Annotated in this window: 26 protein-coding genes and 1 pseudogene; 14 read left to right on the top strand and 13 right to left on the bottom strand. The window is 68.5% G+C overall.

Annotation, left to right across the window (positions count from 1 at the left end; genetic code table 11):
* The first annotated feature begins 28 nt into the window (after window positions 1–28).
* Both HWX00_RS02805 and HWX00_RS02800 read left to right on the top strand, forming a co-directional pair.
* A complete protein-coding gene (locus HWX00_RS02805) occupies window positions 29–466 on the top strand; it encodes a hypothetical protein (protein WP_034186876.1) in 438 nt (145 codons plus the stop codon).
* Between the two features lie 202 nt (window positions 467–668).
* Window positions 669–881, top strand: a complete 213-nt coding sequence (locus tag HWX00_RS02800; protein WP_006497261.1) for a hypothetical protein — start codon at window positions 669–671, stop codon at window positions 879–881.
* A 196-nt stretch (window positions 882–1,077) separates the two neighbouring features.
* Here the strand turns inward: HWX00_RS02800 and HWX00_RS02795 are convergent, their stop codons facing one another.
* Complete coding sequence (locus HWX00_RS02795; protein WP_175028591.1) at window positions 1,078–2,043, bottom strand: D-2-hydroxyacid dehydrogenase; 966 nt, start codon at window positions 2,041–2,043, stop codon at window positions 1,078–1,080.
* Between the two features lie 279 nt (window positions 2,044–2,322).
* Between HWX00_RS02795 and HWX00_RS02790 the strand changes: the two genes are divergently transcribed.
* The 5 genes from HWX00_RS02790 to HWX00_RS02770 all read left to right on the top strand — a co-directional run bounded on the left by HWX00_RS02790 (window position 2,323) and on the right by HWX00_RS02770 (window position 6,929).
* Complete coding sequence (locus HWX00_RS02790; protein ID WP_034186874.1) at window positions 2,323–3,513, top strand: CaiB/BaiF CoA transferase family protein; 1,191 nt, start codon at window positions 2,323–2,325, stop codon at window positions 3,511–3,513.
* A gap of 22 nt (window positions 3,514–3,535) precedes the next feature.
* Entirely contained in the window at window positions 3,536–4,498 is a 963-nt protein-coding gene (locus tag HWX00_RS02785; protein WP_124607927.1) for a hydroxymethylglutaryl-CoA lyase, read from the top strand.
* A gap of 21 nt (window positions 4,499–4,519) precedes the next feature.
* Window positions 4,520–4,903 (top strand): VOC family protein, encoded by a 384-nt coding sequence (locus HWX00_RS02780; protein WP_034186872.1) that lies wholly within the window; start codon window positions 4,520–4,522, stop codon window positions 4,901–4,903.
* Between the two features lie 210 nt (window positions 4,904–5,113).
* The gene (locus HWX00_RS02775) at window positions 5,114–5,941 is read left to right on the top strand and encodes an alpha/beta hydrolase (RefSeq protein ID WP_175028592.1); all 828 of its coding nucleotides are present in this window, start codon (window positions 5,114–5,116) and stop codon (window positions 5,939–5,941) included.
* A 94-nt stretch (window positions 5,942–6,035) separates the two neighbouring features.
* Window positions 6,036–6,929, top strand: a complete 894-nt coding sequence (locus HWX00_RS02770; RefSeq protein WP_034186870.1) for a LysR family transcriptional regulator — start codon at window positions 6,036–6,038, stop codon at window positions 6,927–6,929.
* Window positions 6,930–6,988: 59 nt separating this feature from the next.
* On the opposite strand, the gene HWX00_RS02765 is transcribed toward HWX00_RS02770, so the two are convergent.
* Both HWX00_RS02765 and HWX00_RS02760 read right to left on the bottom strand, forming a co-directional pair.
* The gene (locus tag HWX00_RS02765; RefSeq protein WP_175028593.1) at window positions 6,989–8,452 is read right to left on the bottom strand and encodes an MFS transporter; all 1,464 of its coding nucleotides are present in this window, start codon (window positions 8,450–8,452) and stop codon (window positions 6,989–6,991) included.
* A gap of 450 nt (window positions 8,453–8,902) precedes the next feature.
* Window positions 8,903–9,541, bottom strand: a complete 639-nt coding sequence (locus HWX00_RS02760) for a 5-formyltetrahydrofolate cyclo-ligase (RefSeq protein ID WP_175028594.1) — start codon at window positions 9,539–9,541, stop codon at window positions 8,903–8,905.
* A gap of 233 nt (window positions 9,542–9,774) precedes the next feature.
* On the opposite strand from HWX00_RS02760, the gene HWX00_RS02755 reads away from it, so the two are divergent.
* From HWX00_RS02755 to HWX00_RS02735, 6 genes are all read left to right on the top strand, one after another.
* A complete protein-coding gene (locus HWX00_RS02755) occupies window positions 9,775–10,701 on the top strand; it encodes a LysR family transcriptional regulator (protein WP_034186867.1) in 927 nt (308 codons plus the stop codon).
* Window positions 10,702–10,907: 206 nt separating this feature from the next.
* A complete protein-coding gene (locus HWX00_RS02750) occupies window positions 10,908–12,164 on the top strand; it encodes an MFS transporter (protein ID WP_049035546.1) in 1,257 nt (418 codons plus the stop codon).
* 211 nt (window positions 12,165–12,375) lie between these two features.
* Complete coding sequence (locus HWX00_RS02745) at window positions 12,376–13,476, top strand: NAD(P)H-dependent flavin oxidoreductase (RefSeq protein ID WP_175028595.1); 1,101 nt, start codon at window positions 12,376–12,378, stop codon at window positions 13,474–13,476.
* A 117-nt stretch (window positions 13,477–13,593) separates the two neighbouring features.
* Window positions 13,594–13,965, top strand: coding sequence for a GFA family protein (locus tag HWX00_RS02740; RefSeq protein ID WP_034186864.1), 372 nt, complete (start codon window positions 13,594–13,596; stop codon window positions 13,963–13,965).
* On the top strand, window positions 13,962–14,090 hold the full coding sequence (locus HWX00_RS37135; RefSeq protein WP_257786206.1) for a hypothetical protein: 129 nt from the start codon (window positions 13,962–13,964) through the stop codon (window positions 14,088–14,090). The genes HWX00_RS02740 and HWX00_RS37135 overlap by 4 nt, the downstream gene beginning before the upstream one ends.
* Before the next feature lie 102 nt (window positions 14,091–14,192).
* Window positions 14,193–14,651, top strand: coding sequence for a MarR family winged helix-turn-helix transcriptional regulator (locus HWX00_RS02735; RefSeq protein ID WP_034186863.1), 459 nt, complete (start codon window positions 14,193–14,195; stop codon window positions 14,649–14,651).
* 48 nt (window positions 14,652–14,699) lie between these two features.
* On the opposite strand, the gene HWX00_RS02730 is transcribed toward HWX00_RS02735, so the two are convergent.
* The 9 genes and pseudogenes from HWX00_RS02730 to HWX00_RS02695 all read right to left on the bottom strand — a co-directional run bounded on the left by HWX00_RS02730 (window position 14,700) and on the right by HWX00_RS02695 (window position 19,402).
* A complete protein-coding gene (locus tag HWX00_RS02730) occupies window positions 14,700–15,416 on the bottom strand; it encodes a GNAT family N-acetyltransferase (protein ID WP_175028601.1) in 717 nt (238 codons plus the stop codon).
* Window positions 15,417–15,582: 166 nt separating this feature from the next.
* Window positions 15,583–15,912 carry a DUF4148 domain-containing protein gene (locus HWX00_RS02725; RefSeq protein WP_049035551.1) on the bottom strand — a complete coding sequence of 110 codons (330 nt, stop codon included), beginning with the start codon at window positions 15,910–15,912 and terminating at the stop codon, window positions 15,583–15,585.
* 74 nt (window positions 15,913–15,986) lie between these two features.
* The gene (locus HWX00_RS02720) at window positions 15,987–16,316 is read right to left on the bottom strand and encodes a DUF4148 domain-containing protein (RefSeq protein WP_034187022.1); all 330 of its coding nucleotides are present in this window, start codon (window positions 16,314–16,316) and stop codon (window positions 15,987–15,989) included.
* 60 nt (window positions 16,317–16,376) lie between these two features.
* Window positions 16,377–16,703, bottom strand: a complete 327-nt coding sequence (locus HWX00_RS02715; RefSeq protein ID WP_059557853.1) for a DUF4148 domain-containing protein — start codon at window positions 16,701–16,703, stop codon at window positions 16,377–16,379.
* A 66-nt stretch (window positions 16,704–16,769) separates the two neighbouring features.
* Window positions 16,770–17,189: an organic hydroperoxide resistance protein gene (locus HWX00_RS02710; protein ID WP_034187020.1), complete on the bottom strand. Its 420-nt coding sequence runs from the start codon at window positions 17,187–17,189 to the stop codon at window positions 16,770–16,772.
* Between the two features lie 273 nt (window positions 17,190–17,462).
* A pseudogene (locus HWX00_RS37255) lies at window positions 17,463–17,549 on the bottom strand (RidA family protein); the annotation flags it as partial.
* A 206-nt stretch (window positions 17,550–17,755) separates the two neighbouring features.
* Window positions 17,756–18,319: a shikimate kinase gene (locus tag HWX00_RS02705; RefSeq protein WP_226193748.1), complete on the bottom strand. Its 564-nt coding sequence runs from the start codon at window positions 18,317–18,319 to the stop codon at window positions 17,756–17,758.
* Window positions 18,316–18,963, bottom strand: a complete 648-nt coding sequence (locus tag HWX00_RS02700; protein WP_069245627.1) for a hypothetical protein — start codon at window positions 18,961–18,963, stop codon at window positions 18,316–18,318. Before HWX00_RS02700 ends, HWX00_RS02705 begins: the two co-directional genes overlap by 4 nt.
* 28 nt (window positions 18,964–18,991) lie before the next feature.
* A complete protein-coding gene (locus HWX00_RS02695; protein WP_034186859.1) occupies window positions 18,992–19,402 on the bottom strand; it encodes an acyl-CoA thioesterase in 411 nt (136 codons plus the stop codon).
* 383 nt (window positions 19,403–19,785) lie between these two features.
* Here HWX00_RS02695 and HWX00_RS02690 point away from each other — a divergent pair, with 383 nt between their 5' ends.
* Window positions 19,786–20,898 (top strand): 3-deoxy-7-phosphoheptulonate synthase, encoded by a 1,113-nt coding sequence (locus HWX00_RS02690; RefSeq protein ID WP_175028596.1) that lies wholly within the window; start codon window positions 19,786–19,788, stop codon window positions 20,896–20,898.
* A 19-nt stretch (window positions 20,899–20,917) separates the two neighbouring features.
* Here HWX00_RS02690 and HWX00_RS02685 read toward each other — a convergent pair whose 3' ends face one another.
* Window positions 20,918–22,285: a glutamate--cysteine ligase gene (locus HWX00_RS02685; protein WP_175028597.1), complete on the bottom strand. Its 1,368-nt coding sequence runs from the start codon at window positions 22,283–22,285 to the stop codon at window positions 20,918–20,920.
* Window positions 22,286–22,351: the final 66 nt, after the last annotated feature.

Here is a 22,351-nt window from a genome sequence, read left to right as displayed (position 1 = left end):
CGGCGTTCCACTCGATCGACGGATCTCCATGAAGTTTCAAACGCTGCTGACACTCGCCGGCGCAACGACGCTACTGGCCGCCTGCAACCTGCTCCACGACGGTCCCGGATCGAGCGACGTCGACGCGGCCGTGCGCCGCGCGCTCGAAGCGGAAAACCACGGCGGCCTGAACGCGCTGTTCGGCCAGCCGCTGCCTGTCTCGGCCGATGTCGTGTCGGCCAAACCCGACGGCGACTGCAAGAAGCTCGGCGATCGTACGTACGCGTGCGACGTTGTCGTCACGTGGCGCAATGCCGACTACTCGCCGTCGCGCGCGAACCTGACCTTCGTGAAGGCCGCCGACGGCTCGTGGCAAACGTCGGGCGTCGATGCGGCGCTCGTGACGGGCACCGCGAAATCGCTGATCGACCATATCGGCAACGCGTGGCCCGGCAATGCGGCAAGCGGCGCGTCGGCGCCGCAATGATGGGCCGGCGGCACGCCTTCGGCGCCTTCTGCCGGTACGCGGCCGCGTCCTGATCGGCCTCTCGGTCTCGCTGCTCCCCCTCCCCAAAAAGGGCGCGTACACTGGCCCGATTCCGATCGAAGGCATCCTCGGTATGCGGGCCGGCTTATAGGGAAAACCCTTATTTCGAGATATAATGGCGGCCTAAGAGAAAGGTCGGACCATGCCTGAACGCTTCCAAACCCTTGAAAAATTTGTGTTTTCCCTCGTCGTGATGTCTGCCGTGGTGTGCTCGGCATTCCTCGCCTACGAGCGTCACCCCGAGATCAAGATCGCGCTGCACGAAGGCGAAGCGCTGATGCGCGAGAGCGCGAAGTACTCGGTGATCTGCTCGCCGTCCAAGGTCGATCCTTGCGTCGAGATGTCCGCATACTGAGCGGTTTTGCGGGCTTGCCCTGCATCGTCGTCGATCTGAATCCCTTGAAGCCGCGCTCACCGGGTGTCCGGAAACCGGCCGCAAGACAGGCCGGATGCACGAACCCGCCACGAGCCGAGTCGCTGGCGTAAGCAGCCCCGAATCCAGCCGGCCCCGCTTCGAGCAATCGAGCGGGGCCGTTCCGTTTCTGCCCGCCTCACACGACATGCCGCGGCGCGCCGCCGGCGAACGCGGCCACGTTGTCGACCAGCTGGTCGGCGAGCGCCTGCATCGCCTCGTCGCTCGCCCACGCGACGTGCGGCGTCAGGATGAACGCCGGATGCGACAGGATCGCGTGGAACGGATGTGCGGCCGGCAGCGGCTCCTGTGTCACCACATCGAATCCCGCACCCGCGATCCGCCCCGACTGCAACGCGTCGACGAGCGCGCGTTCGTCCACGAGGCCGCCGCGCGCCGTGTTGATCAGCAGCGGCCGGCGCGCCATCCGGGAGAATGCTTGCGCATCGATCAGGTGGCGCGTCGCCGGTGTGAGCGGGCAGTGCAGCGTGATCACGTCGCTGTCGCGCAGCAGCGTGTCGAGCGGCACATGGTCACCACCCGCGGTATCGCCGTGCGCCGCGAACAGTACGCGCATGTCGAGCGCACGGGCGATACCGGCCACCGTGCGGCCGAGCACCCCGTCGCCGACGATCCCGAGCGTCGCGCCCGCCAGGTCGCGGATCGGGTGATCGAAGAAGCAGAACTGCCCGCTGTCGAGCCAGCGCCCCGCGCGCACCGCATCGCGATACGCCAGGAGGCTGCGTCGCAGCGCGAAGATCAGCGCGAACGTGTGCTCCGGCACCGTGCGGACCGCATAACCGCGAATGTTGCTCACGACGATGCCGCGTGCCGCGCACGCAGCGAGATCGACGAGGTCCGTGCCGGTGGCGGCAATCGCGATCATCCGCAGGTTCCGCGCGTCGGCGAGCGCCGCCGCGTCGAGCCGCACCTTGTTGATCACGACGATGTCCGCGTCGTCGATGCGCGCGGCGACGTCGTGTGCGGCCGTCCGGTCGAACGTTCGCATCACGTGCGGAAACGGGAACGGCTTCAGCACGGTCTGCGGCGACAGCGTCGCACGGTCGAGAAACACGATCTTCGCGGGAGCGGAAACGGAAAACATGGCGGGTCTCGCTGACAGGCGCCCGGTGGCGCGGAACGGCTTCGATTCTGCCGGCGGCGCGCGCGCCGTCGTTTGACCGTTGCGCGAGCGCGCTTTCCCGGACGGAAAGGCCGGCGCACCGCACGGTGGCCGGCGCACCGCACGGTGGCCGGCGCGACGCTCGTGCTGCCGCGCGCCTTTCCGTTTCGGAAAGCCTGGTTGAGCATCGATCGATTTTCGCGGTGCGCGAACGCCGTCATGATCGCCGTCATCGATTCCACGATCTGAACGGAGACAACCATGACACGACCGCTCGACGGCATTCGCGTGCTGGAACTCGGCCAACTGATCGCCGGGCCGTTCGCGGGCCGGATGCTTGCCGAATTCGGCGCGGACGTGATCAAGGTCGAACCGCCCGGCCTCGGCGATCCGCTGCGCAAGTGGCGGCTGCTGCACGACGGCACGTCGGTCTGGTGGGCCGTGCAGTCGCGCAACAAGACGTCGCTTACGCTCGACCTGCGCACGCCTGAAGGGCAGGACGTCGTGCGCCGCCTCGCCGCCGAGGCCGACGTGCTGATCGAGAATTTCCGGCCCGGCACGCTCGAAGGCTGGGGGCTCGGCTGGGACGTGCTGTCCGCGCTCAATCCGGGGCTCGTGATGCTGCGCGTGTCGGGCTTCGGGCAGACGGGCCCGTATCGCGACCGGCCGGGCTTCGGCGTGATCGCCGAGGCGATGGGCGGCCTGCGGCACCTGACCGGCGAGCCGGGCCGCACGCCGGTGCGCGTCGGCATCTCGCTCGGCGATTCGCTGTCGGCGCTGCACGGCGTGATCGGCGTGCTGCTCGCGCTGCGGCATCGCGAGCAGCAGGGCGGCAAGGGGCAGGTCGTCGACGTCGCGCTGTACGAATCGGTGTTCAACCTGATGGAAAGCCTGCTGCCCGAATACGCGGCGTTCGGCGCGGTGCGCGAGCCGGCCGGCAGCAGCCTGCCCGGCATCGCGCCGACCAACGCGTACCGCTGCCGCGACGGCAAGTACGCGCTGATCGCCGGCAACGGCGACAGCATCTTCCGGCGCCTGATGGACCTGATCGGCCGGCCCGACCTCGGCCACGATCCCGCGCTCGCGCACAACGACGGGCGCGTCGCGCAGGTCGAGCGCATCGACGCGGCGATCGGCGCGTGGAGCGCGCGCCACGATCTCGACGACGTGCTGGCGGCGCTGAACGAGGCGCGCATCCCGTCCGGGCGCATCTACGACGTGGCCGACATCGCGGCCGACCCGCATTACCGCGCACGCGACATGATCGTCGACGCCGCGCTGCCCGACGGCACGCCCGTGCTCGTGCCAGGCATCGTGCCGAAACTCGACGTCACGCCCGGGCGCATCGAGCGTCCGGCGCCCGCGCTCGGCGCCGATACCGACGCGGTGCTCGAATCGCTCGGCATCGATGCCGCGACGCGCGACGACTGGCGCACGCGCGGCGTGATCTGAACCGGACCCGGGAGAAGACGACATGAGCGGGCAACGCAAACGGCTCCATATCCACGAAGTCGCGACGCGCGACGGTTTCCAGAACGAAGCGGCCTTCGTCGACACCGACGACAAGATCGCGCTCGTCGACGCGCTGAGCGCATGCGGCTACGCGAAGATCGAGGTCACGTCGTTCACGTCGCCGAGGGCGATCCCCGCGCTGCGCGACGCGGAGGCGGTGATGCACGGCATCGTGCGCGCACCGGGCGTCGTCTACACGGTGCTCGTGCCGAACGTGCGCGGCGCCGAGCGCGCGCTGTCGTGCGGCGTCGACGAAGTGAACCTCGTGATGTCGATGAGCGAAAGCCACAACCGCGCGAACCTGCGGATGACGCGCGAGCAGTCGTTCGCGCAGCTGCGCGGCGTGATCGACGCGGTACGCGGCGCGCGGGTCGCGATCAACGTGTCGCTGTCGACCGCGATGGGGTGCCCGATGGAAGGCGATGTGCCGGCCGAAACGGTGCTCGCGTGGATGCAGCGCTTCGCGGATCTCGGCGTGCACGGCTTCACGCTGTGCGACACGACGGGCATGGCATTTCCGTCGCAGGTGCGCGCGTTGTCCGAACGCGCACGCGAACGCTTCCGCGCGCTGCCGCTCACGCTGCATTTCCACAATACGCGCGGGATGGCGCTCGCCAATACGCTCGCGGCGCTCGACGCCGGCATCGACCGCTTCGACGCATCGCTCGGCGGGCTCGGCGGCTGCCCGTATGCGCCGGGTGCGACCGGCAACGCATGCACCGAGGAACTCGTGCACATGCTCGAACTCGACGGCTACGATACGGGCGTCGACCTCGCGGCCGTGCTGGCCGCGTCGGCGCGACTGCCCGCGCTGATCGGGCACGATGTGCCGAGCCAGATCCTGAAGGCCGGCCGCCGCTCGGACCTGCATCCGCCGCCGCGCGCCGACGCGGGCGAGATGCCCGCGCAACGCGCTTTCTCATGAACGACAACCGGAGCGAATTCCATGGCGCTGATTGACCACCTCGACCATCTCGTGCTGACCTGCGTCGATCCGGACAAGACCCGGCATTTCTACACCGAGGTGCTGCAGATGCAGCTCGAAACGTTCGGCGCCGGCCGGCTCGCGTTCCGCTTCGGCAACCAGAAGATCAACCTGCACGTGCGCGGCGCGGAGTTCGAGCCGAAGGCGCACGTGCCGGTGCCCGGCGCGCTCGACCTGTGCTTCATCGCATCGGTGCCGCTCGACGACGTGATCGCGCACCTGCGGCGCGTCGCATGGCCGATCGTCGAAGGGCCCGTCGAGCGCACGGGCGCCACGCGGAAGATCCGCTCGGTCTACGTGCGCGATCCCGACCTGAACCTGATCGAGATCGCCGAGCCGATCTGAGCCGAAGCAGCCGGTCGCCCGCGAGCACGCGACGTTCGCAGTCCTTCGCCGAAAGCGGACAGGCGGGCGCCGCGCCCGCCGATTCCGGATAGCCGGACGCGGCCGCGCCGCGGATAATGGCGCAACGGCGTCGGCCCGGCCGTCGCCTGCTCAACGCGCACGGCGAACCTGCTTCCCGCGCATCCGCAACCCGATCCAGGCGCTCCCCGAATGACGATCCTCTATCGCGGCATGGACCGCGCGGCGCTCGATGCCGCGTACCTGAACACGAAAGCCGTTCCCGATTTCCCGGCGCTGCTCGCGTCGTGCCAGGCGCGCAGCGCCGCGTTGTACGACGCGACGCCCGGCCGCCGCGACCTGCGTTACGGCGCGCAGCCCGCGCAACGCTTCGACTGGTTGTCGTGCGGGCAGGCCGGTGCGCCGCTGTTCGTGTTCATTCACGGCGGCTACTGGCAGCACTGCACGAAAGCGGATTTCGCGTATGCGGCGAGCGGGCCGCTCGCCTGCGGCTTCGACGTCATCCTGGCCGAATATACGCTCGCGCCGGTCGCGACGATGACCGGCATCGTCGCCGAAATCGGCATGCTGCTCGATCATCTCGCCACCGACCCCGACCGCCTCGGCACCGCGCGACGCCCGATCCACCTGAGCGGCCACTCGGCGGGCGGCCACCTGACGGCCATGCATCGCGCGCATCCGGCCGTCGTGTCGGCGCTCGCGATCAGCCCGCTCGTCGACCTCGAACCGATCTCGCTGTGCTGCCTGAACGACAAGCTGCAGCTCACCGCGCACGAAGTCGACGCGTGCAGTCCGCTGCGTCATGTCGGGCCCGGCGCGCCGACCGTCGTTGCGGTCGGTGACGCCGAACTGCCCGAACTCATCCGGCAGGCGGACGAATACGCGACGGCATGCGAAGCGGCGGGCGAACGGATCGCGCGCGTCTGGCTGCCCGGCATGCAGCACTTCGCGGTGCTCGACGATCTCGCGCGGCCGGACGGGGCGATGCTCGCCGCGCTGCGGTCGATCGCGCCGCGCTAGCCGCAGCGCTTCACACGCGCACGGCCGGGCGTATGATCGGCGTCAGGCCGTCGCGGCAACGTGTGCGCCGCACGGTTTTCCCAGGACCCACGACATGGTGAACCCGCTTCATTTCGATCTGCAGTCGCTGCGCGTGTTCGCGCTCGTCGCCGAGCACGGCAGCCTGACGAAGGCGGCCGAGCATGGCCAGCTCACGCTGTCCGCGGTCAGCAAGCGCATCGCCGAACTCGAAAGCGTGACCGGCAGCGCGCTGTTCGTCCGGCATGCGCGGGGCGTCGAGCTGACGCCCGCGGGCCGTGCGCTGCTCGACCATGCAGCGAAGGTGATCGAGCAGGTCAACCGGATGGCGCACGAGATGAGCGACTACGCCACCGGCGTGCGCGGCCACATCCACGTGTGGACCAACACGTCCGCGATCGTCCAGTTCCTGCCCGCCGATCTCGCCGCGTTCCTCACCGACAACCCGGGTATCAAGGTGAGTCTAGAGGAGCGGCTGAGCCACGAGATCGTCGACGCGCTTGCCTCCGGCAAGGCCGATCTCGGCGTGTTCGCCGACAACGTGCCGGCGCCCGGCATCGACCGGCGGCTGTACCGGCACGACGAGCTGGTGCTGCTCGTGCCGCGCACGCACCGGTTCGCCACGCGCGACAGCATCCGCTTCGCGGAGACGCTCGACGAGGACTACGTCGGCCTGAGCGACGGCAGTTCGCTGCTCGCGCGCATGACCGACGCCGCGTTCGCGGCCGAGCGCTCACTGAAGCTGCGGATCCAGGTATCGAATTTCGACGGCGTGAGCCGGATGATCGAGGCCGGGCTCGGTATCGGCGTACTGCCGCGCGAGGCGGTGACGGGCGAACGCGCGGCCCGGCTCGGCGTCGTGAAACTCGACGACGCGTGGGCGACGCGCACGCTGTGGGTCGGCGTAAAGGCGGGCAGCGTGTTGACCACCGATATCGCGAAACTGTTCGATTTCATGTCGGCGCGGTGAAGGCGCCGGCACGACGAAACACGGGGCGCGCGCCTGCGTACCCCGGCCCCGTCACCGCGTTACACCGGATTGATCTCGTCCTGGCTGCGCCGCGTGGTCAGCGGCCCGAGCACGCGCAGCGTCACCGCCACGATACCGAGCGCGACCGAAATCACACCGAACATCGCACCCCCGCCGTAGTTGCCGAGCACCGGCAGCAGCACGAACGGCAAGACGCCGCTGACGATGCGCGACAGCGCATAGGTACTGCCGATCGCCGTCGAGCGCACGCGTGCCGGGAAGATTTCCGCCTGGTACACGTGATACGCATTGCTGAACACGTTCGACGCGCAGGTCGTCAGGAACCCGAAGCCGACGATCAGCACGGTATGGCCGGAATACGCGAAGCACAGCCCGAATACCGCGATCGACAGGATCGACACGATCACGAGCGTGCGGCGCTCGATCCAGTTCAGCAGCGGAATCGACAGCAGCGAACCGATCGGGTAGCCGATGAACGACAGCGCGATGAACAGCGTGCTGTCCGTCACGTCGAAACCGCGGCTCTTCACGACCGTGCCGGCCAGCGTACCGAACCCGTAGTAGCCGAAGCCCTGGAACAGGTGAAAGATCGCGAGCATCAGGTAGCGCGCGCCGTAGGGCTCACGACGCAGCAGCGCGATGCGCTCGCGGAGGCCGAGCGGCCGCTGCGGCTCGACCGGCTCCGCGAACTGCTCGGGCACGCGCACGCCGGCGCCGTCCGCGAAACGCTGCAACGCCGCGTGCGCGTCGGCGGTGCGGCCCTGCGCGAGCAGCCAGCGCGGGCTCTCGGGCAAGCGGTGCTGGACGAGCAGCACGTACACGGCGCCGAGACTGCCGATCGCGAGGATGATGCGCCAGCCGGCCACACCGGCCACATGCAGCGGGTTCAGCCACAGCGCGAGGAAGCCGACGAGCGGCACCGCGACGTAGGAAGTCGTATAGGCCCACGCGGCGAGCCGCCCGCGTTTTTCCTTCGGCAGGATCTCGGACAGGAAGCTGTCGGCGACCGGATAGATCGCGCCGACGCCGATGCCCGTCAGGAACCGGCATGCGACGAGCATGTCGGCGTTCACCGAAAACGCGCCGACCAGCGAAAACGCGCTGTACCACGCGAGCGTCAGCAGGAACGCCTTGCGCCGGCCGATGCGGTCGGCGAGGCTGCCCAGGCACATCGCGCCGACGAACATGCCGATGAAGGCCGACGCCAGCAGCAGCTTGAAATCGGCGCTTTGCCGGCTCAGCCCGTATTCGTTCTGCAGCGCGGAGCCGATCGTGCTGACGAGGAAGATCTCGTACATGTCGAAGAACAGCCCGATGCCGATCACCCAGACGACGAACCGGTGCAATGCGCCGACCGGCAGGTCGTCCATGAAATCGCCGAGCGTGACGCGACGGGCGGCAAGGGCCGCCGCATCGGCGCCGACGCCGGAGGAAGCGGCCGGCAGTCGGGCGGACGCGGGGCCGCCCGCGCGGCCGCCGAGATCGAGGGATGGGCTGTTCATCGTGTCTCCTGATTGTCGATATGCCGTGGCGCGCGGCCCGGCCGTTCGCAGCCGGCGTGACGCGCCCGGCCGCACGACGCGGCGGCAGGCATCGCAAGGCCCTCAAAGGGCCGGACATGCGCGCTGCGCCGATCGTCCGACACATGGTGGGCATATCGGCGGCGCGTGATAATTGCGGATGCTTCAAGCATCCTTTCCCGGGCAGAAAGGGTAGGGCGCGTGCGGCGGCCCGGATTCGCGCAGCGGGCCGCTGCGGCTTGCGCGGCACGTGATGCCGCGCCGGCAACGGTGTGCCCGCGCAGTCGAGCGGACCGGGAAAACCATGAGGCTTCGGCCGTCAGACCGCGCCGCGCATGGCTGCGAGAATCAGGCTTCTGAAGAACACGACGGACCCGGCGCGCGCCGGTACGCCGCATGTCTCCGCGGCACACCGGCGACGTACATCATTTCTCAACTCGCGATGACGATGAATGCCGTCAGCGCGATCGGGAACAGTGCGAGGCCCAGCAGGCCCAGCGCGCCGTCCGCCGCCATCGTGATCGGCGACAGCGCGAGCTTCGCGCCCTTGCCGAGCATCGACGGCCGCTCGACGACCTCGACGTCGTACGCATGATTGAACGCCTGCGGGAGCGTCGCCGGCGTGACGTCGTTCGGCTGGTAACGCTTGCCGCTGATCGTGCCGCTCTCCGTCAACTGGTGGCGCTGGTCCTTGAAACCGTCGGCGAGCGCGCGCTCGCGAAGCTCGGAGCCAGGCGGCGCGTCCTCGCGCGAAAGCCGCAGCACGTAACGCCCGGCGATCTGGTCGCCATGCGTCTCGAAATCGTAGAAATCGGTATACAGCTTCGGGCGATAGGGCGCCGTGAGGTTGACGGCAAGCGCCGGCGGCACATCGAAGATGTAGTGATACCGCTTGCCGATCACGACAAGTTTCTTCCCGTCCGCGCTGATCAGAAACGCCGACAGCGTTTCCCGGTATTCCGGATCCTTCATCATGCGATCGGTGACGGGGCCGATGCTGACGTTGGTGCAGCCGGCCAGCATGCCGGCCGCCGCCACGGCGGGCAGCGCGAGGAATGTTCTTCTTTTCATAGGTGCTGTAGTTGTGTTGTTGGTTATTCAGCGCAACCGCTTGAATGTCGGGCCCGGCGTTCGAGGAACGCGGCTCCCTGACGGCCGTTCGTGCGGTTTCTTCGCTCGCGCATTGCAGGGCCAAATCAGCGATACGGCATCCCCGCGGCCGGACGGCTTGCCCGCGTGCGGTAGACTGCACGCTCGCTTGCCCGCCGCCCATTACACGACCGCCCGCGCCCTGCACACACGCCATGGATCGAATCGATGCGATGAAGGTGTTCGTCGCCACGCTGGACGAGGGCAGCCTCGCGGGCGCGGGCCGACGGCTTGGCCGGTCGCCGGCGGCAGTCAGCCGCGCGATCGCGTTTCTCGAGGAACACACCGGCACCGCGCTGCTGTACCGCACCACCCGGACGATCCGACTGAGCGAGGCCGGCGAACGCTACGCGGCCGCGTGCCGCCGCATCCTGTCGGATCTGGAAGAGGCCGACATGCTGGTTGCCGACGAACGCGCCGCGCCGCGCGGCATGCTGACGGTCACCGCGCCGGTCGCCGCCGGCGAGGACGTGCTGCGTGCGCTGCTCGATGCATTCATCGAACGCCATCCGGCCGTGTCGATCCGCCTGCAACTGCTCGACCGTCCCGTCAGCCTCGTCGACGAAGGGATGGACGTCGCGCTGCGCATCGCGCACCTGTCCGATTCGACGCTCGTCGCGATTCCGGTCGGCTCCGTGCGGCGGGTCGTCGTTGCATCCCCCGCTTACCTCGCGAAGCATCCGGCCATCGACGCACCGGCCGATCTCGCGCGGCACCGGATCATCTCGATGACGCACTTCGGGCTCGACTCGTGGAGCTTCCCGCCGGCGGCGCCGTCGGCACTGCCGCAGGTCGTCCAGTTCGCGCCGCGCTTCATCATCAACACGATCCGCGGCGCGGTCGCGTCGGCCGTCGCCGGCCACGGCGTCACGCGGCTCTTTTCGTATCACGTCGCCGAACAGGTACGCGACGGCACGCTGCGAATCGTGCTGCGCGACAGCGAGCATGCGCCGCTACCCATCCATCTCGTGACGCCGTACGGGCGGCTGTCGGTCCCCAAGGTACGTGCGTTCGTCGATTTCGCGGCGCCGCGCCTGCGGGAGCATTTCTCGCGGCTGGCGGCCATCACCGACGGCGATTGAACCGCCATGCGGAAGAATGACTTTCGCACGACGGTGATTCTCCCGGCATTCGACTCAATCTAGACTTTCCTCGACCGACGGACGCGCCTGGCGTCCGTCCAGCGAATGGAGGTCGACATGCATCGGGCACTTCCGGATCAACCGCGCGGGCGCGCAGTCCACGCGTCGCCCGGCACGGCGGGCGCGACGCCTGCGGCGAGGGCGCGATGAGCACGACCGTCCACGCACCGGCCGCCGCGCGCGCCGAGCGTCCGGCCGTCAGTTATGCCGAACGCAACCTGCGCTACTGGCGGCGCAATCTCGCCGTCTGCGTGTTCGGGTCATTCACGACGCTCGTCAGCCTGAGCATGCTGCTGCCGTTCTTGCCGCTGTACGTGCGGCAGCTCGGCGTCGACGCGCAGTCGGCCGTCATCCAGTGGTCGGGCATCGCGTTCGGTGCGACGTTTCTCGGCACGGCCGTCACCGCGCCGCTGTGGGGCCGCCTCGCGGACCGCTTCGGCCGCAAGCCGATGCTCGTGCGCGCGGCGATCGGAATGGCGATCGTGATGTCGCTGATCGGCGTCGCGCACAACGTGGTCGAACTGGTCGCGCTGCGGTTGATCGCAGGGCTCGTCGGCGGCTACGCGTCGGCGTCGACCGTGATGGTCGGCACGCAGGCGCCGCGCGAACGCGCGGGCTGGGCGCTCGGCATGCTGTCGACCGGCGCGCTCGCGGGCAATCTGGTCGGCCCGCTCGTCGGCGGATTGCTGCCCGGCTGGGTCGGCATTCGCGGCACCTTCTTCGCCGGCGGCGCGATGATCGCCGTCGCCGCGCTGCTGACGATCTTCGTCGTGAAGGAGGACTTCCACGCGGGCACCGACGCGCAAGCCCGCAGCGCCGGCACGGCCACCGGCACGACGCACCGGACGAATCGCGCAGCGGTCGCCGCCTTGCTGGTGACGGCGATGATGGTGCTGCTCGCGAACATGTCGATCGAGCCGATCATCACGGTCTATATCGGCGGACTCGGCGTCGCCGGCGCCTCTCTCGCGCGAGTCGCCGGCGTCGTCATGGCGTGTTCGGCGCTCGGCAGCATGCTGACCGCCGCGCGGCTCGGCGCGCTCGCCGACCGGATCGGCAGCTGGAACGTGATCGTCGGCTGCCTGCTGCTGACCGCGCTCGCGATGGTGCCGCAAGCGTTCGTCACGCACTGGTGGCAACTTGCCGCGCTGCGCGGACTGATGGGCATGACGCTCGCGGGGCTGCTGCCGTCGATCGGCAAGCTCGTGCGGCAATCGGTCGACGAGCGCTCGACGGGGCAGATGCTCGGCTACCTGCAGTCCGCACAGTTCAGCGGGCAGGTGATCGGCCCCGTGATCGGCGGGCAGATCGGCGTCGCATTCGGCCTGCATTCGGTGTTCTTCGTGACAGGCGCGCTGCTGGCCGCTTGCGCCGGGCTCGCGCACTGGGCACGCGGCCGCTAGCCGCCGGCCCGCGGGCCGACGTCTGGCGTAGGATGGATAGCGTTGCCGGTACCGCATCCGGACGCAGGCAGCACCGCACGGGCGCCCACCTTTTTCTCGTGACCGGTGCGCGCGAAGCACGACTTGCACGCGCCGGGCCGAACCGGACTCACGCGCGTCGGCGCGCAGGCGACCGGCGCCTTTCGATCACGGCTATGGGGAGACAAGCGACATGAATCAACCGACCGACAACCGGGCGCTGTTGCGCACGCTCGGTATCCGCGCACCGATCGTCCAGGCGCCGATGGCCGGCGTCAGCACGCCGGCGCTGGCCGCCGCCGTGTCGAACGCCGGCGGGCTCGGCTCGCTCGGTGTCGGCGCGACGCATGCCGACGGCGCACGCAAGATGATCCGCGAGACACGCGCGCTGACCGACCGCCCATTCAACATCAACGTGTTCTGCCATGCCCCGGCCCGCGCGGACGCAGCCGTCGAACGCGCGTGGCTCGACTGGCTCGCGCCGGCGTTCCGCGAATACGGCGCGACGCCGCCCGCGTCGCTGTCGGAGATCTATACGAGCTTCGTCGCGGACGATGCGATGCAGGCGATGCTCGTCGAGGAGAAACCGGCCGTCGTCAGCTTCCATTTCGGGCTGCCGCCAGCGGACGTGATCGCCGCGCTGAAACGCGCGGGCATCACGCTGTTCGCGACCGCGACGCATCTCGACGAGGCACGGCAGATTGCCGCCGCCGGCATCGATGCGATCGTCGCGCAGGGCATCGAAGCCGGCGGGCATCGCGGCGTGTTCGATTCGACCGCGCATGACGATCGCCTCGGCACGTTCGCGCTGACCCGCCTGATCGTGCGCGAATGCGCGCTGCCCGTGATCGCCGCCGGCGGCATCATGGACGGCGCAGGCATTGCCGCCGCGCTCGCGCTCGGCGCGCAGGCCGCGCAGCTCGGCACCGCGTTCGTCGCGTGCCCGGAGACGTCGATCGACGACGGCTATCGCCGCGCGATCCTCGGCGACGCGGCGCGCCGCACGACGTTGACGGCCGCGATCTCGGGCCGGGCCGCACGCGGCATCGCGAACCGGCTGACCGCGCTCGGCGACGATCCGCACGCGCCGGCCACGCCCGCGTATCCGATCGCCTACGACGCGGGCAAGGCGTTGCATGCGGCCGCGAAGGCGAAGGGCGAATTCGGCTACGGCGCGCAGTGGGCCGGGCAGGCGGCGGCGCTCGTGCGCACGCTGCCGGCCGCCGAGTTGTTCGCCGCACTCGAAAGCGAAGCGCGGGCGGCGATCGAGCGGCTTCGGCACGCGCTGGACTGATCGCGCGCACCGCGGATGTGCAAGGCTTTGTATCGGCACGAACTGCAGATACAGAGCGATACAACGGCCCCGCGCGGGTTCGCTATAAAGCAGGCATGACCGCTTCCGGAGTCCATCATGTCTGCAACGTGGTTCAAGGGATCCTGCCATTGCGGGGCCGTCAAATTCGAAGTCAGGGCGGCCATTACGCCGGCCGTTCGCTGCAACTGCAGCCTGTGCCGCCGCCGCGGCGCGCTGATGAGCCCGATGTTCGCCGCCGCCTGTCTGACCATCGTCGAAGGCGAGGACGTGCTGACGTGCTACCGCTTCAACACGCGCACGGCCCGTCACTATTTCTGCAGCCGGTGCGGCGTCTATCCGTTCCATCAGACGCGCAAGGACCCGGCATGCTGGCGCGTCAATCTCGGCTGCCTCGACGGCATCGATCCGTATGCGCTCGACGCGACGGTCGCCAACGGGGCAAGCCTGTCGGTCGTGGAGGACGCATGAAACGCTGGCTGATGATCCTGCTGTTTGCCGCAGGCGGGCTCGCGACTGAAATCGCGCATCCGGTGCAATGCTCGCTGCTGTCGGTCAGCCGTCAGCAGACCGGCAAGCGCCGCGGGCACGGCTGAGGCCGCACCGGTTCATCGAGACCGATTGTCATGCTTCCGATAAGATCGCATGCGATATATAATGCGGTTGTCTGCGACCGTTCGCGTCGCTGGAGGAAGCCCATGAAACCGACCGAAGCCTCATCGCCCGCCACGCCGAAGCTGTCCGAGTTCCTTTGCTTTGCGATCTACTCGGCGAATCTCGCGTTCGGCAAGGCCTACAAGCCGATCCTCGACGAGCTCGGCCTCACGTATACGCAATACATCACGATCATCGCACTGTGGGAGCAGGACAACCAGACCGTCGGCCAGCTCGGCGAGAAGCTGTTCCTCGAATCCAATACGCTGACGCCGATCCTGAAGAAGCTCGAAGCGATGGGCTACCTGGAGCGGCACCGTGACCCGTCCGACGAACGCCAGGTGCTCGTCAGCCTGACGAAAAGCGGCCGCCGCGTGCGCGAGAAGGGGCTCGACATGAATCTGGTCGAAGCCACCGGATTGAAGCCGGACGAATTCGCGAAGGTGCAGAAGGCGATCGTCACGCTGCGCGGCAACCTGATCCGTTCGACCGAAGAAGCATGAGCCGATGAACCGCCGGCGGCCGGCGCGTGCATCGCGCCGGCCGCGTCGTCATGCGTGCGCGTCGCCCAGCACCAGCAGGCGCATCTCGCGGCGCACGACGAAACCGAGCGCGACATAGCGCTCGATCGCCACCTGGTTCGTTGTGAGGACGTGCAGGAAAGGCGTTTCCGCGCGCGCACCGATCGACGCGATCAACGACCGGATCAGGCGCGCCGCAAGGCCTTGCCGCCGAAACGCGGCATCCACGCACACGGCGCTGATCTCCGTATACCCGTCGACCCGCATCCGCTCGCCAGCCATCGCGGCGAGCCGGCCTGCGCTGCGCACGCCGATGTAGCGGCCAAGCTCGACCGTGCGCGGGCCGAACGGGCCCGGCTGCGCCGCCGTGGTCAGCGCGAGCATGTCCGGCACATCGGCTTCGCCGAGTGTCACATGCTCCGATTCGTCGGCCGGATCGGGCGCGCCTTGCCAGACCATTTGCAGCAGTGTCGCGCGCCGGACGACCGCCCATCCCGCCGGCGGCTCGATTTCGTCCGGCGTGACGAGGGCCGCTGGCCCGTGCGCGGCGACCAGTTCGCGCAGCGCGTCGAACGAAGCCGCGCTCGTGTCGGCGATCGCGGCGAATGGCGCAATGGCCGACGGAAACCGCCACGCGCGGTCATTGCCGAGCGCCAGATGGCGCTGCTTGCCCGTCAGTGCGTTCCAGGCGACCGGATCGAGCACGTGTGTATCGCCTGTCGCGTTTCCGGTCGTGGCATCCGGCATCGGCTGCTCCTCGAATGAAGATGGGGGACGCACAGCATAGACCGGATGCTCGAGGCAGGTAGCAGCGTCGATCCAGACACCGGCTTCCCCATGACAAAAGCGCATGCGATTACATCGCATGCGCTTTATAAGGCGATAGAGGGCGACCGTTTTCGTCGTGCCGCGCTCAATGGCCGAAATAAACCGAGCGCCCGGCCATGCGAACCCCGTCGCGGCTGCCCGACTGCGCCGCGCCGCTCGCGTCGCTGCCGTATCCGGCTGCCTGCGTGTCGGCCGCATCGGCGCCATTGTCGTGAATCCGGTTCAGCGCCGCCTGGATATTGTCCGGATAGTTCGGGTCGTTGGGGCGGTTCGGCAGGTAGCCGGCCGTTTGCAGCGCGACCAGTTCCGCACGCACCTGCGCGCGCGTGACGGTGCTTTCGCTGGCGAACGCCGGCGCGGCGGCGGAGGCCGACACGGCGACGAGAAGGGCTGCGATCAGTTGGGTCTTCATCATTTACCTCGACAGGGAAACAGGCATTCAGGGGTTGCGTACGGTACGCCGGCCATCGGCGCCGTTCGCGGTTTCATTCAGTGACCGAAGTAGATCGAACGTTCGGCGATGCGCGTCGCGGGCCGGCTGCCCGACTGCGTCGCGGCGGCAGCGTCGGGGCCATAACCCGACGACGCGGACGTGTCGGCCGCCACGGCGTCGTTCGCGTGAACGCGCGTCAATGCGGCCTGCAGGTCGTCCGGGTAATGCGGATCGTTCGCCCGGCCGGGACGGTAACCGGCCTGTTCGAGCTGGACGAGTTCGGCGCGCACCTGCGCGCGGGACACGGCGGCCTGGTCGGCGAACGCCGGGGCGGCGGCGGAAGCGGAAACGGCGACGAGCAGCGCAGCGATCAATTGGGTTTTCATCATTCACCTCGACAATCTGGAAACGGGAAAGGATTCAGGGTTCGCACACCGGCGCGCCGCTCAATGACCGAAGTACACCGAGCGCGCGGCCACGCTGAGCGCGGGCCGGCGGCCGGATTGCGTCGCGGCGTCGCCGTTGCTGCCGTAGCCGGACGCCGGCACGTGGGCAACGACGGCATCGTCGGCATGGATCTGCGTGAGCGCGGCCTGCAGATCGTTCGGATAGGTCGCGTCGGACGCACGGTTCAGCGGATAGCCGGCCTGTTGAAGCTGGGCAAGCTCGGCGCGTACCTGTGCACGCGTCACGGCGGTTTCGTTGGCGAACGCCGGGGCGGCAACGGTGGCCGAGACGGCGACGAGCAGGGCAGCGATCAATTGGACTTTCATCATTCACCTCGATAGAAAAGAAATCGGAAATTCGGGCGGGCGGCGTTCGGCCGCCCAATACGACGTTCAGGCGATGCGGATGTCGACGTCGATGTTGCCGCGCGTCGCCTTCGAGTACGGGCAGGTCTGGTGCGCGGCGTCGACGATCCGTTGCGCGACGTCGCGGTCGAGCCCCGGCACGCTCACGTTCAGCCGGGCCTGCAGGAAATACGCGTTGCCGCCGGTGCCGAGATCCACTTCGGCGTCGACCGCGAGATCGGCCGGCAGCGTCACCTTCGCGGCACGCGCCGCAAGCTGCATCGCGCCGATGAAACAGGCCGACCAGCCGGCGGCGAACAGCTGTTCCGGGTTGGTGCCGGTGCCGGCGCTGCCCGGCGACGACAGCTGGATGTCGAGGCGGCCGTCGGAACTGCGCGCCGCGCCGTCGCGGCCGCCGGAAGTCGTATGCGTCTTGCCCGTGTACAGCACTGTTTCGATCTTGCTCATCATTGGCTCCATCAGTGGGGTTTGTTTCAGATGCGATTCGATCGCATGCGATGCAGTTTGGTCGAGACGACTTCCTCAGTCAAGCGTATTCGATTAAATCGTATGCGATATTTTGTATTTCAATGTATCTGGCACGTGTCGCGCCTTTCCGGACAAGGCTTTCCGACGATCGCGCCCTGATATCGAGCAGATCGGCAAACGTGCCGGATTCCGGGCAGGGCACACGAAAACGCCCGGGAGACGGGATGACCGCCCCGCAGGGCGGCCGTTCCATCAGGCTGAGGCAATCTCGGCGATCACGACGAGGATGACGGCCGCATCGGCCGGCAACTGGCGCGGGGAGAACGCCGAACGCGCGTGTCGCAGGGAAGGCTGCTTGCCGCGCCGGCATCGGAAACGCGCCGATCTGCCTGCCTCGAAACCCGCAGTTTGATAAAACGATCGACATATCCGGATAACTTTTCTTATCACAACACGACGATTGAATATCCAAACTCGTCGCTTCAAAAACGCTTCCGACATCGAACAGGGGGCGCCTCGCAGGGCAGGGCAGCGAACACGCGCCGTCAATCCGGCGCGCCCAGCCGCGCCAACAGCACCGTCAGCACGTCCGCCGTCGCCCGCGCGACACCGTGAGCGGTCGTGTCGACCAGCGCATGCGCGCATTCGCGATACAGCGGGTCGCGCATCCGGTATTGCGCGGCGAGCGTTTGCCGCGGTTCGGCCACCTGCAGCAGCGGCCGCCGCGTGTCGTCGCGGGTCCGGCGCCACAACGCATCGGGATCCGCATGCAGGTAGACCACGCAGCCGCGTTCGTTCAGGCGCGCGCGGGTGCGCGGATTCAGGATCGCGCCCCCGCCGGTCGCCACGATCACGTTCGCGCGCTGCGTCAGTTCGTCGACGATATGCGTTTCGAGCAGCCGGAAACCGCGTTCGCCGACGCTGTCGAACAGCGCGGCGACCGAGCGGCCCGTGCGCCGCTCGATCTCGTCGTCGCTGTCGGCGAACGCCCAGCCGAGCGATGCCGCCAGTGCACGGCCGAGCGTCGACTTGCCCGCGCCCATCATGCCGACCAGGAACGCGCGCGCGGGCAGCGCACGCGCACCGGCCGTCACGACGACGGCGCTCATAGCCGCCGGGCGAGCGGCCAGCCGGCCCGCGTCGCCAGGCAGATCCGCCGCGTGCGCACCGCGTCCGACAGCGTATCGAGCGCCGCGCCGGTCGACGCGTCGTCGGCGTCCAGCAGCGCGCCGAGCACCTGTTCGCCGGGATTGCCCGCTGCGAGGTGTTCGGCCGCCTCCGCCGCAATGGTCCGCGGCGTGCGGTCCGGCCCCCCGTCGCCCGCCGGCCGCCGCCACCGCCCGTGCCGGTCGCGCCATCGCACGACCAGCCCGTAGAGCAGCGCACCGCCAGGCACGACCGTGTCGTCACGTGCCGCCGCCGGGCCGTCCGGCGTCGTACACCGTGTGACCCAGCTCGCGAACTCGAGCAGCGACGCATCGTGCACGAGAGTCGCCGCGTCGAGCGCGACGGCCACGCCGGCGTCCCGCAACCGGCCGAGCAGCGGCCGCACGCCGTCGTGCGCGCCGCCGCACGGCTGCAGCAGCACCTCCAGCTCGTCCTCGTGGCGGTACGCGAGCACACGGTGCCGCTCGAGCGCAGCCGGCTCGAGCAGCGCCTGCGCCGCCTGACGGACGATCACGATCGCACGATCGTCACGCCGCTCGACGATCGCGCCGATCCGGCGCCGGGCGCGCGCCACCGGGCAGTTCACGTGTCGCTCCCGACCGCGTGAGCGCGGCTCACAGCGAACCCTGGAATTCGAGCACGCGCGTCTTGAATTCGTCGGGCACGGCCAGCGTCGTGTTGTTCGCGTAATCGAACATCACGTGCGTCGACACGCCGCGCGCGACGATGGTCTGGTCGTCGCGCTCCATCAGGTGTTCGAGATCGAAGCTCTTGCTGCCGAAGCGCACGATGCTCGAGCGGATCGTCAGGTTGTCGCCGAATTGCGCCGGTGCGAGGTACTCGCATTGCGTCTTCACCATGATGTGCGGCAGCTTCTCGCTGCGCGGCAGGCCGAGCAGGTCGAACATGTAGCAGAGGTACGAATGCTGCAGATAGTCGTAATAGACGGGACTGCTCACATGCCCCATCGAATCCGTATCGCGATACTTGACGTGAATGGGCGTTTCGTAATGTCGCTTCGCCATGGTGATTCTCCGCAATGACTGGGTTGATTTATATTTTCTTGCCCGAGTGGCCTGTCGGGCATCCGAAAATTAATCGAACGACTATCGGGCCGCCACTATCAGAACGAATAGCAACCCCGCGTGGAGCCCCGTAAAATCAAGACTTCCCTTCAACCGGATCGCTCCCCTGATTTCCAAATGAAAATCGAATGACCGACCGCCTTCGCCTCCTGCAACCCGGCACGAAAGATGCCGGAATTATCGAATTCGACGCTTATTTCCCTCATTCATAAGATTATGAATTAGAAACTGATAAATGTGTTAGTTGCGCACCAAAAGCACCATTCAATACAGTCGCGCTGTAGTAAAAAGTCCCGTTCATTATCGACAGGAGGGCAGTCCCCATGCATGCAAACGCCTGGACGACAAACCGCGACGCCGTGCTGCGCTTGCCGTCCCCTGCGGATCTGGCCGGCGCGCTGCCGCCGGCCTTGCGCGCGTCGCGCACCGTTCATACGACCCGCCGTGCGATCGTCGACGTGCTCGACGGCACGGACGACCGGCTCGTGGTCATCGCCGGTCCGTGCTCGGTGCACGATCCGGCCGCCGCGCGCGACTACGCGGCACGGCTCGCGCTGCAACGCGCGCGCTTCGCCGACGAGCTGGAAATCGTGATGCGCGTGTACTTCGAGAAGCCGCGCACGACCATCGGCTGGAAAGGGCTGATCAACGATCCGCTGCTGGACGGCAGCGACCGGATCGATGCCGGGCTGCAGGCGGCCCGCGCGCTGCTGTGCGACATCAACGGTGCGGAGATGCCGGCCGCGACCGAGTTTCTCGATCCGCTGTCGCCGCGCTACCTCGCGGATCTGGTTGCGTGGGGCGCGATCGGCGCGCGCACCGTGGAGTCGCAGGTGCATCGCGAGCTGGCATCGTCGCTGCCGATCCCGATCGGCTTCAAGAACGGCACCGACGGCAACGTCCAGGTGGCCGTCGATGCGATGCGCGCGGCGGCGCATCCGCACCGGTTCCTGTCGATCGATGCGGATGGCCGGTTATGCGCGGCTGCGTCGCCCGGCAATCCGCACACGCACGTCGTGCTGCGCGGCGGGCGCGAGCCGAATTTCGACGCGGCCGCCGTGAATGCGGCATGCGAGCGCATGACCGGCGCGCAGGTCGCGCCGCGCGTGATGATCGACGTCAGTCACGGCAACAGCCGCCGCCAATACCGCAACCAGCTCGGTGTCGGCGCGGAAGTCGCCGCGCAGGTGGCGGCCGGCGATACGCGCATCGTCGGCGTGCTGATCGAGTCGAACCTGATCGAAGGGCGGCAGGACCTCGTGCCCGGCGTGCCGCTGCGCTACGGGCAGAGCATCACCGACGCGTGCCTGTCGTTCGCCGATACCGCGCGGCTCTTCGAGACGCTCGCTCACGCCGTGCGTACGCGGCGACGCGGCCATGCGCTGCCGCCCGGCGTCGAGTTCGCACACGAGCCGCTGCTCGCGTGCTGCGCGTGAGCGGCCCGGCGCGCCGCGCTCAGACGGCGGCTTCGTCATGAATCCGCGTCGCGTCGCCGGCCCATGCGTCGCGATAGCGGGCCAGCCAGTGCTCGGCCTGGGTCGGCGCGCCGGCGACGATCGCGTCGAGCGGGGCGAGATACCTCGATTCGTCGTGGCCGGCCGCGTCCCGGCGCGCCCGCGCACGCAGGCCGCGATGCGCGATCCCAAGCGCGTCGGCCGCCAGCGCGCGCAATGAACGACCGTCGACGCGCGTGTCGAGCCCGGTACGCGGCACGTCGCGACGCAGCGTGAGCAGCGTGCCGCGGTCGATCCCGGCCGCCAGCGTCTCGGCCTCCGACAGCGCGGCCGGATCGTACAGCAGGCCGGTCCAGAACGCGGACAACGCGACCATCATGTCGGGCGAGCCGGCATCGGCGCCGCGCATCTCGAGATAGCGCTTGAGCCGGACCTCGGTAAACACCGTCGTCAGGTGGTCCGCGAAATCCCCCAGTGTCGGCGTCTCGCCTTCGAGATGCGGAATGCGCCGCCGCATGAAGTCGCGGAACGTGTGCCCGGTCGCCTCCGCATAACGATCGCCGCGCCGCACGAAATACATCGGCACGTTGTCGAGCAGCCAGCTCACGTAGCGCTCGAAGCCGAAGCTGCGCGACAGGAACAGGGCCGGCGCGCCGCAGCGATCCTCGTCGGTGTCGAGCCACGTGTGCGCACGCGTCGACAGCAGGCCCGACGGGCGGCCGTCGCGAAACGGCGAATTCGCGAACAGCGCGGTCGCGACCGGCTGCAGCGCGAGCGACACGCGCATCTTGCGCGCCATGTCGCTTTCCGACGCGAAATCGAGGTTGACCTGCACGGTGCAGGTGCGCTGCATCATGTCGAGCCCGCGCGTGCCGACGCGCGGCATGTAGCGCCGCATGATCCCGTAGCGCTGCTTCGGCATCCACGGCAGCGCTTCGCGCGACAGGTGAGGGTGAAAACCGAGCGGCACGCAGCGCAGGCCGAGCGGATCGCATGCCGCGCGGGCCGCGGCGAGGTGCGCATGCAGTTCGGCGTGCGTGTCGTGCAGCGTATCGAGCGGCGCGCCCGACAGTTCGAGCTGGCCGGCCGGCTCGAGCGAGATCGCCGCGCCGTCGCGCTGGATCACGCCGACGACCTGGCCGGCATCGACGATCGGCGTTCCGTCGCCGCGCAGCCGCTCGAGCACCGCGGCAATGCCGGACGATCCCTCGTAACGCGCGGCCGCGTGCGTCGCGCGGGCCACGACGAACTTCTCGTGCTCGGTGCCGATCCGGAACCGCGCGGCCGGCTTGCAGCCGGCGGCCAGATGATCGGCGAGCTGCTGCTCGGAGACGATCGGCGTGTTGTCCGATCCGACGGCATTCGACATCGACATCCTCCACAGGTCACATTGAGCGACCGACCGGCCGGTCGCACGGCGACTATAGCGACGTCG

It is taken from the genome of Burkholderia seminalis DSM 23518 (genome assembly GCF_902832885.1).
Taxonomy (GTDB): Bacteria; Pseudomonadota; Gammaproteobacteria; order Burkholderiales; family Burkholderiaceae; genus Burkholderia; species Burkholderia seminalis.
Note: the sequence above shows the minus strand (reverse complement) of the source record. Positions and strands in the feature narration are given on the sequence as shown.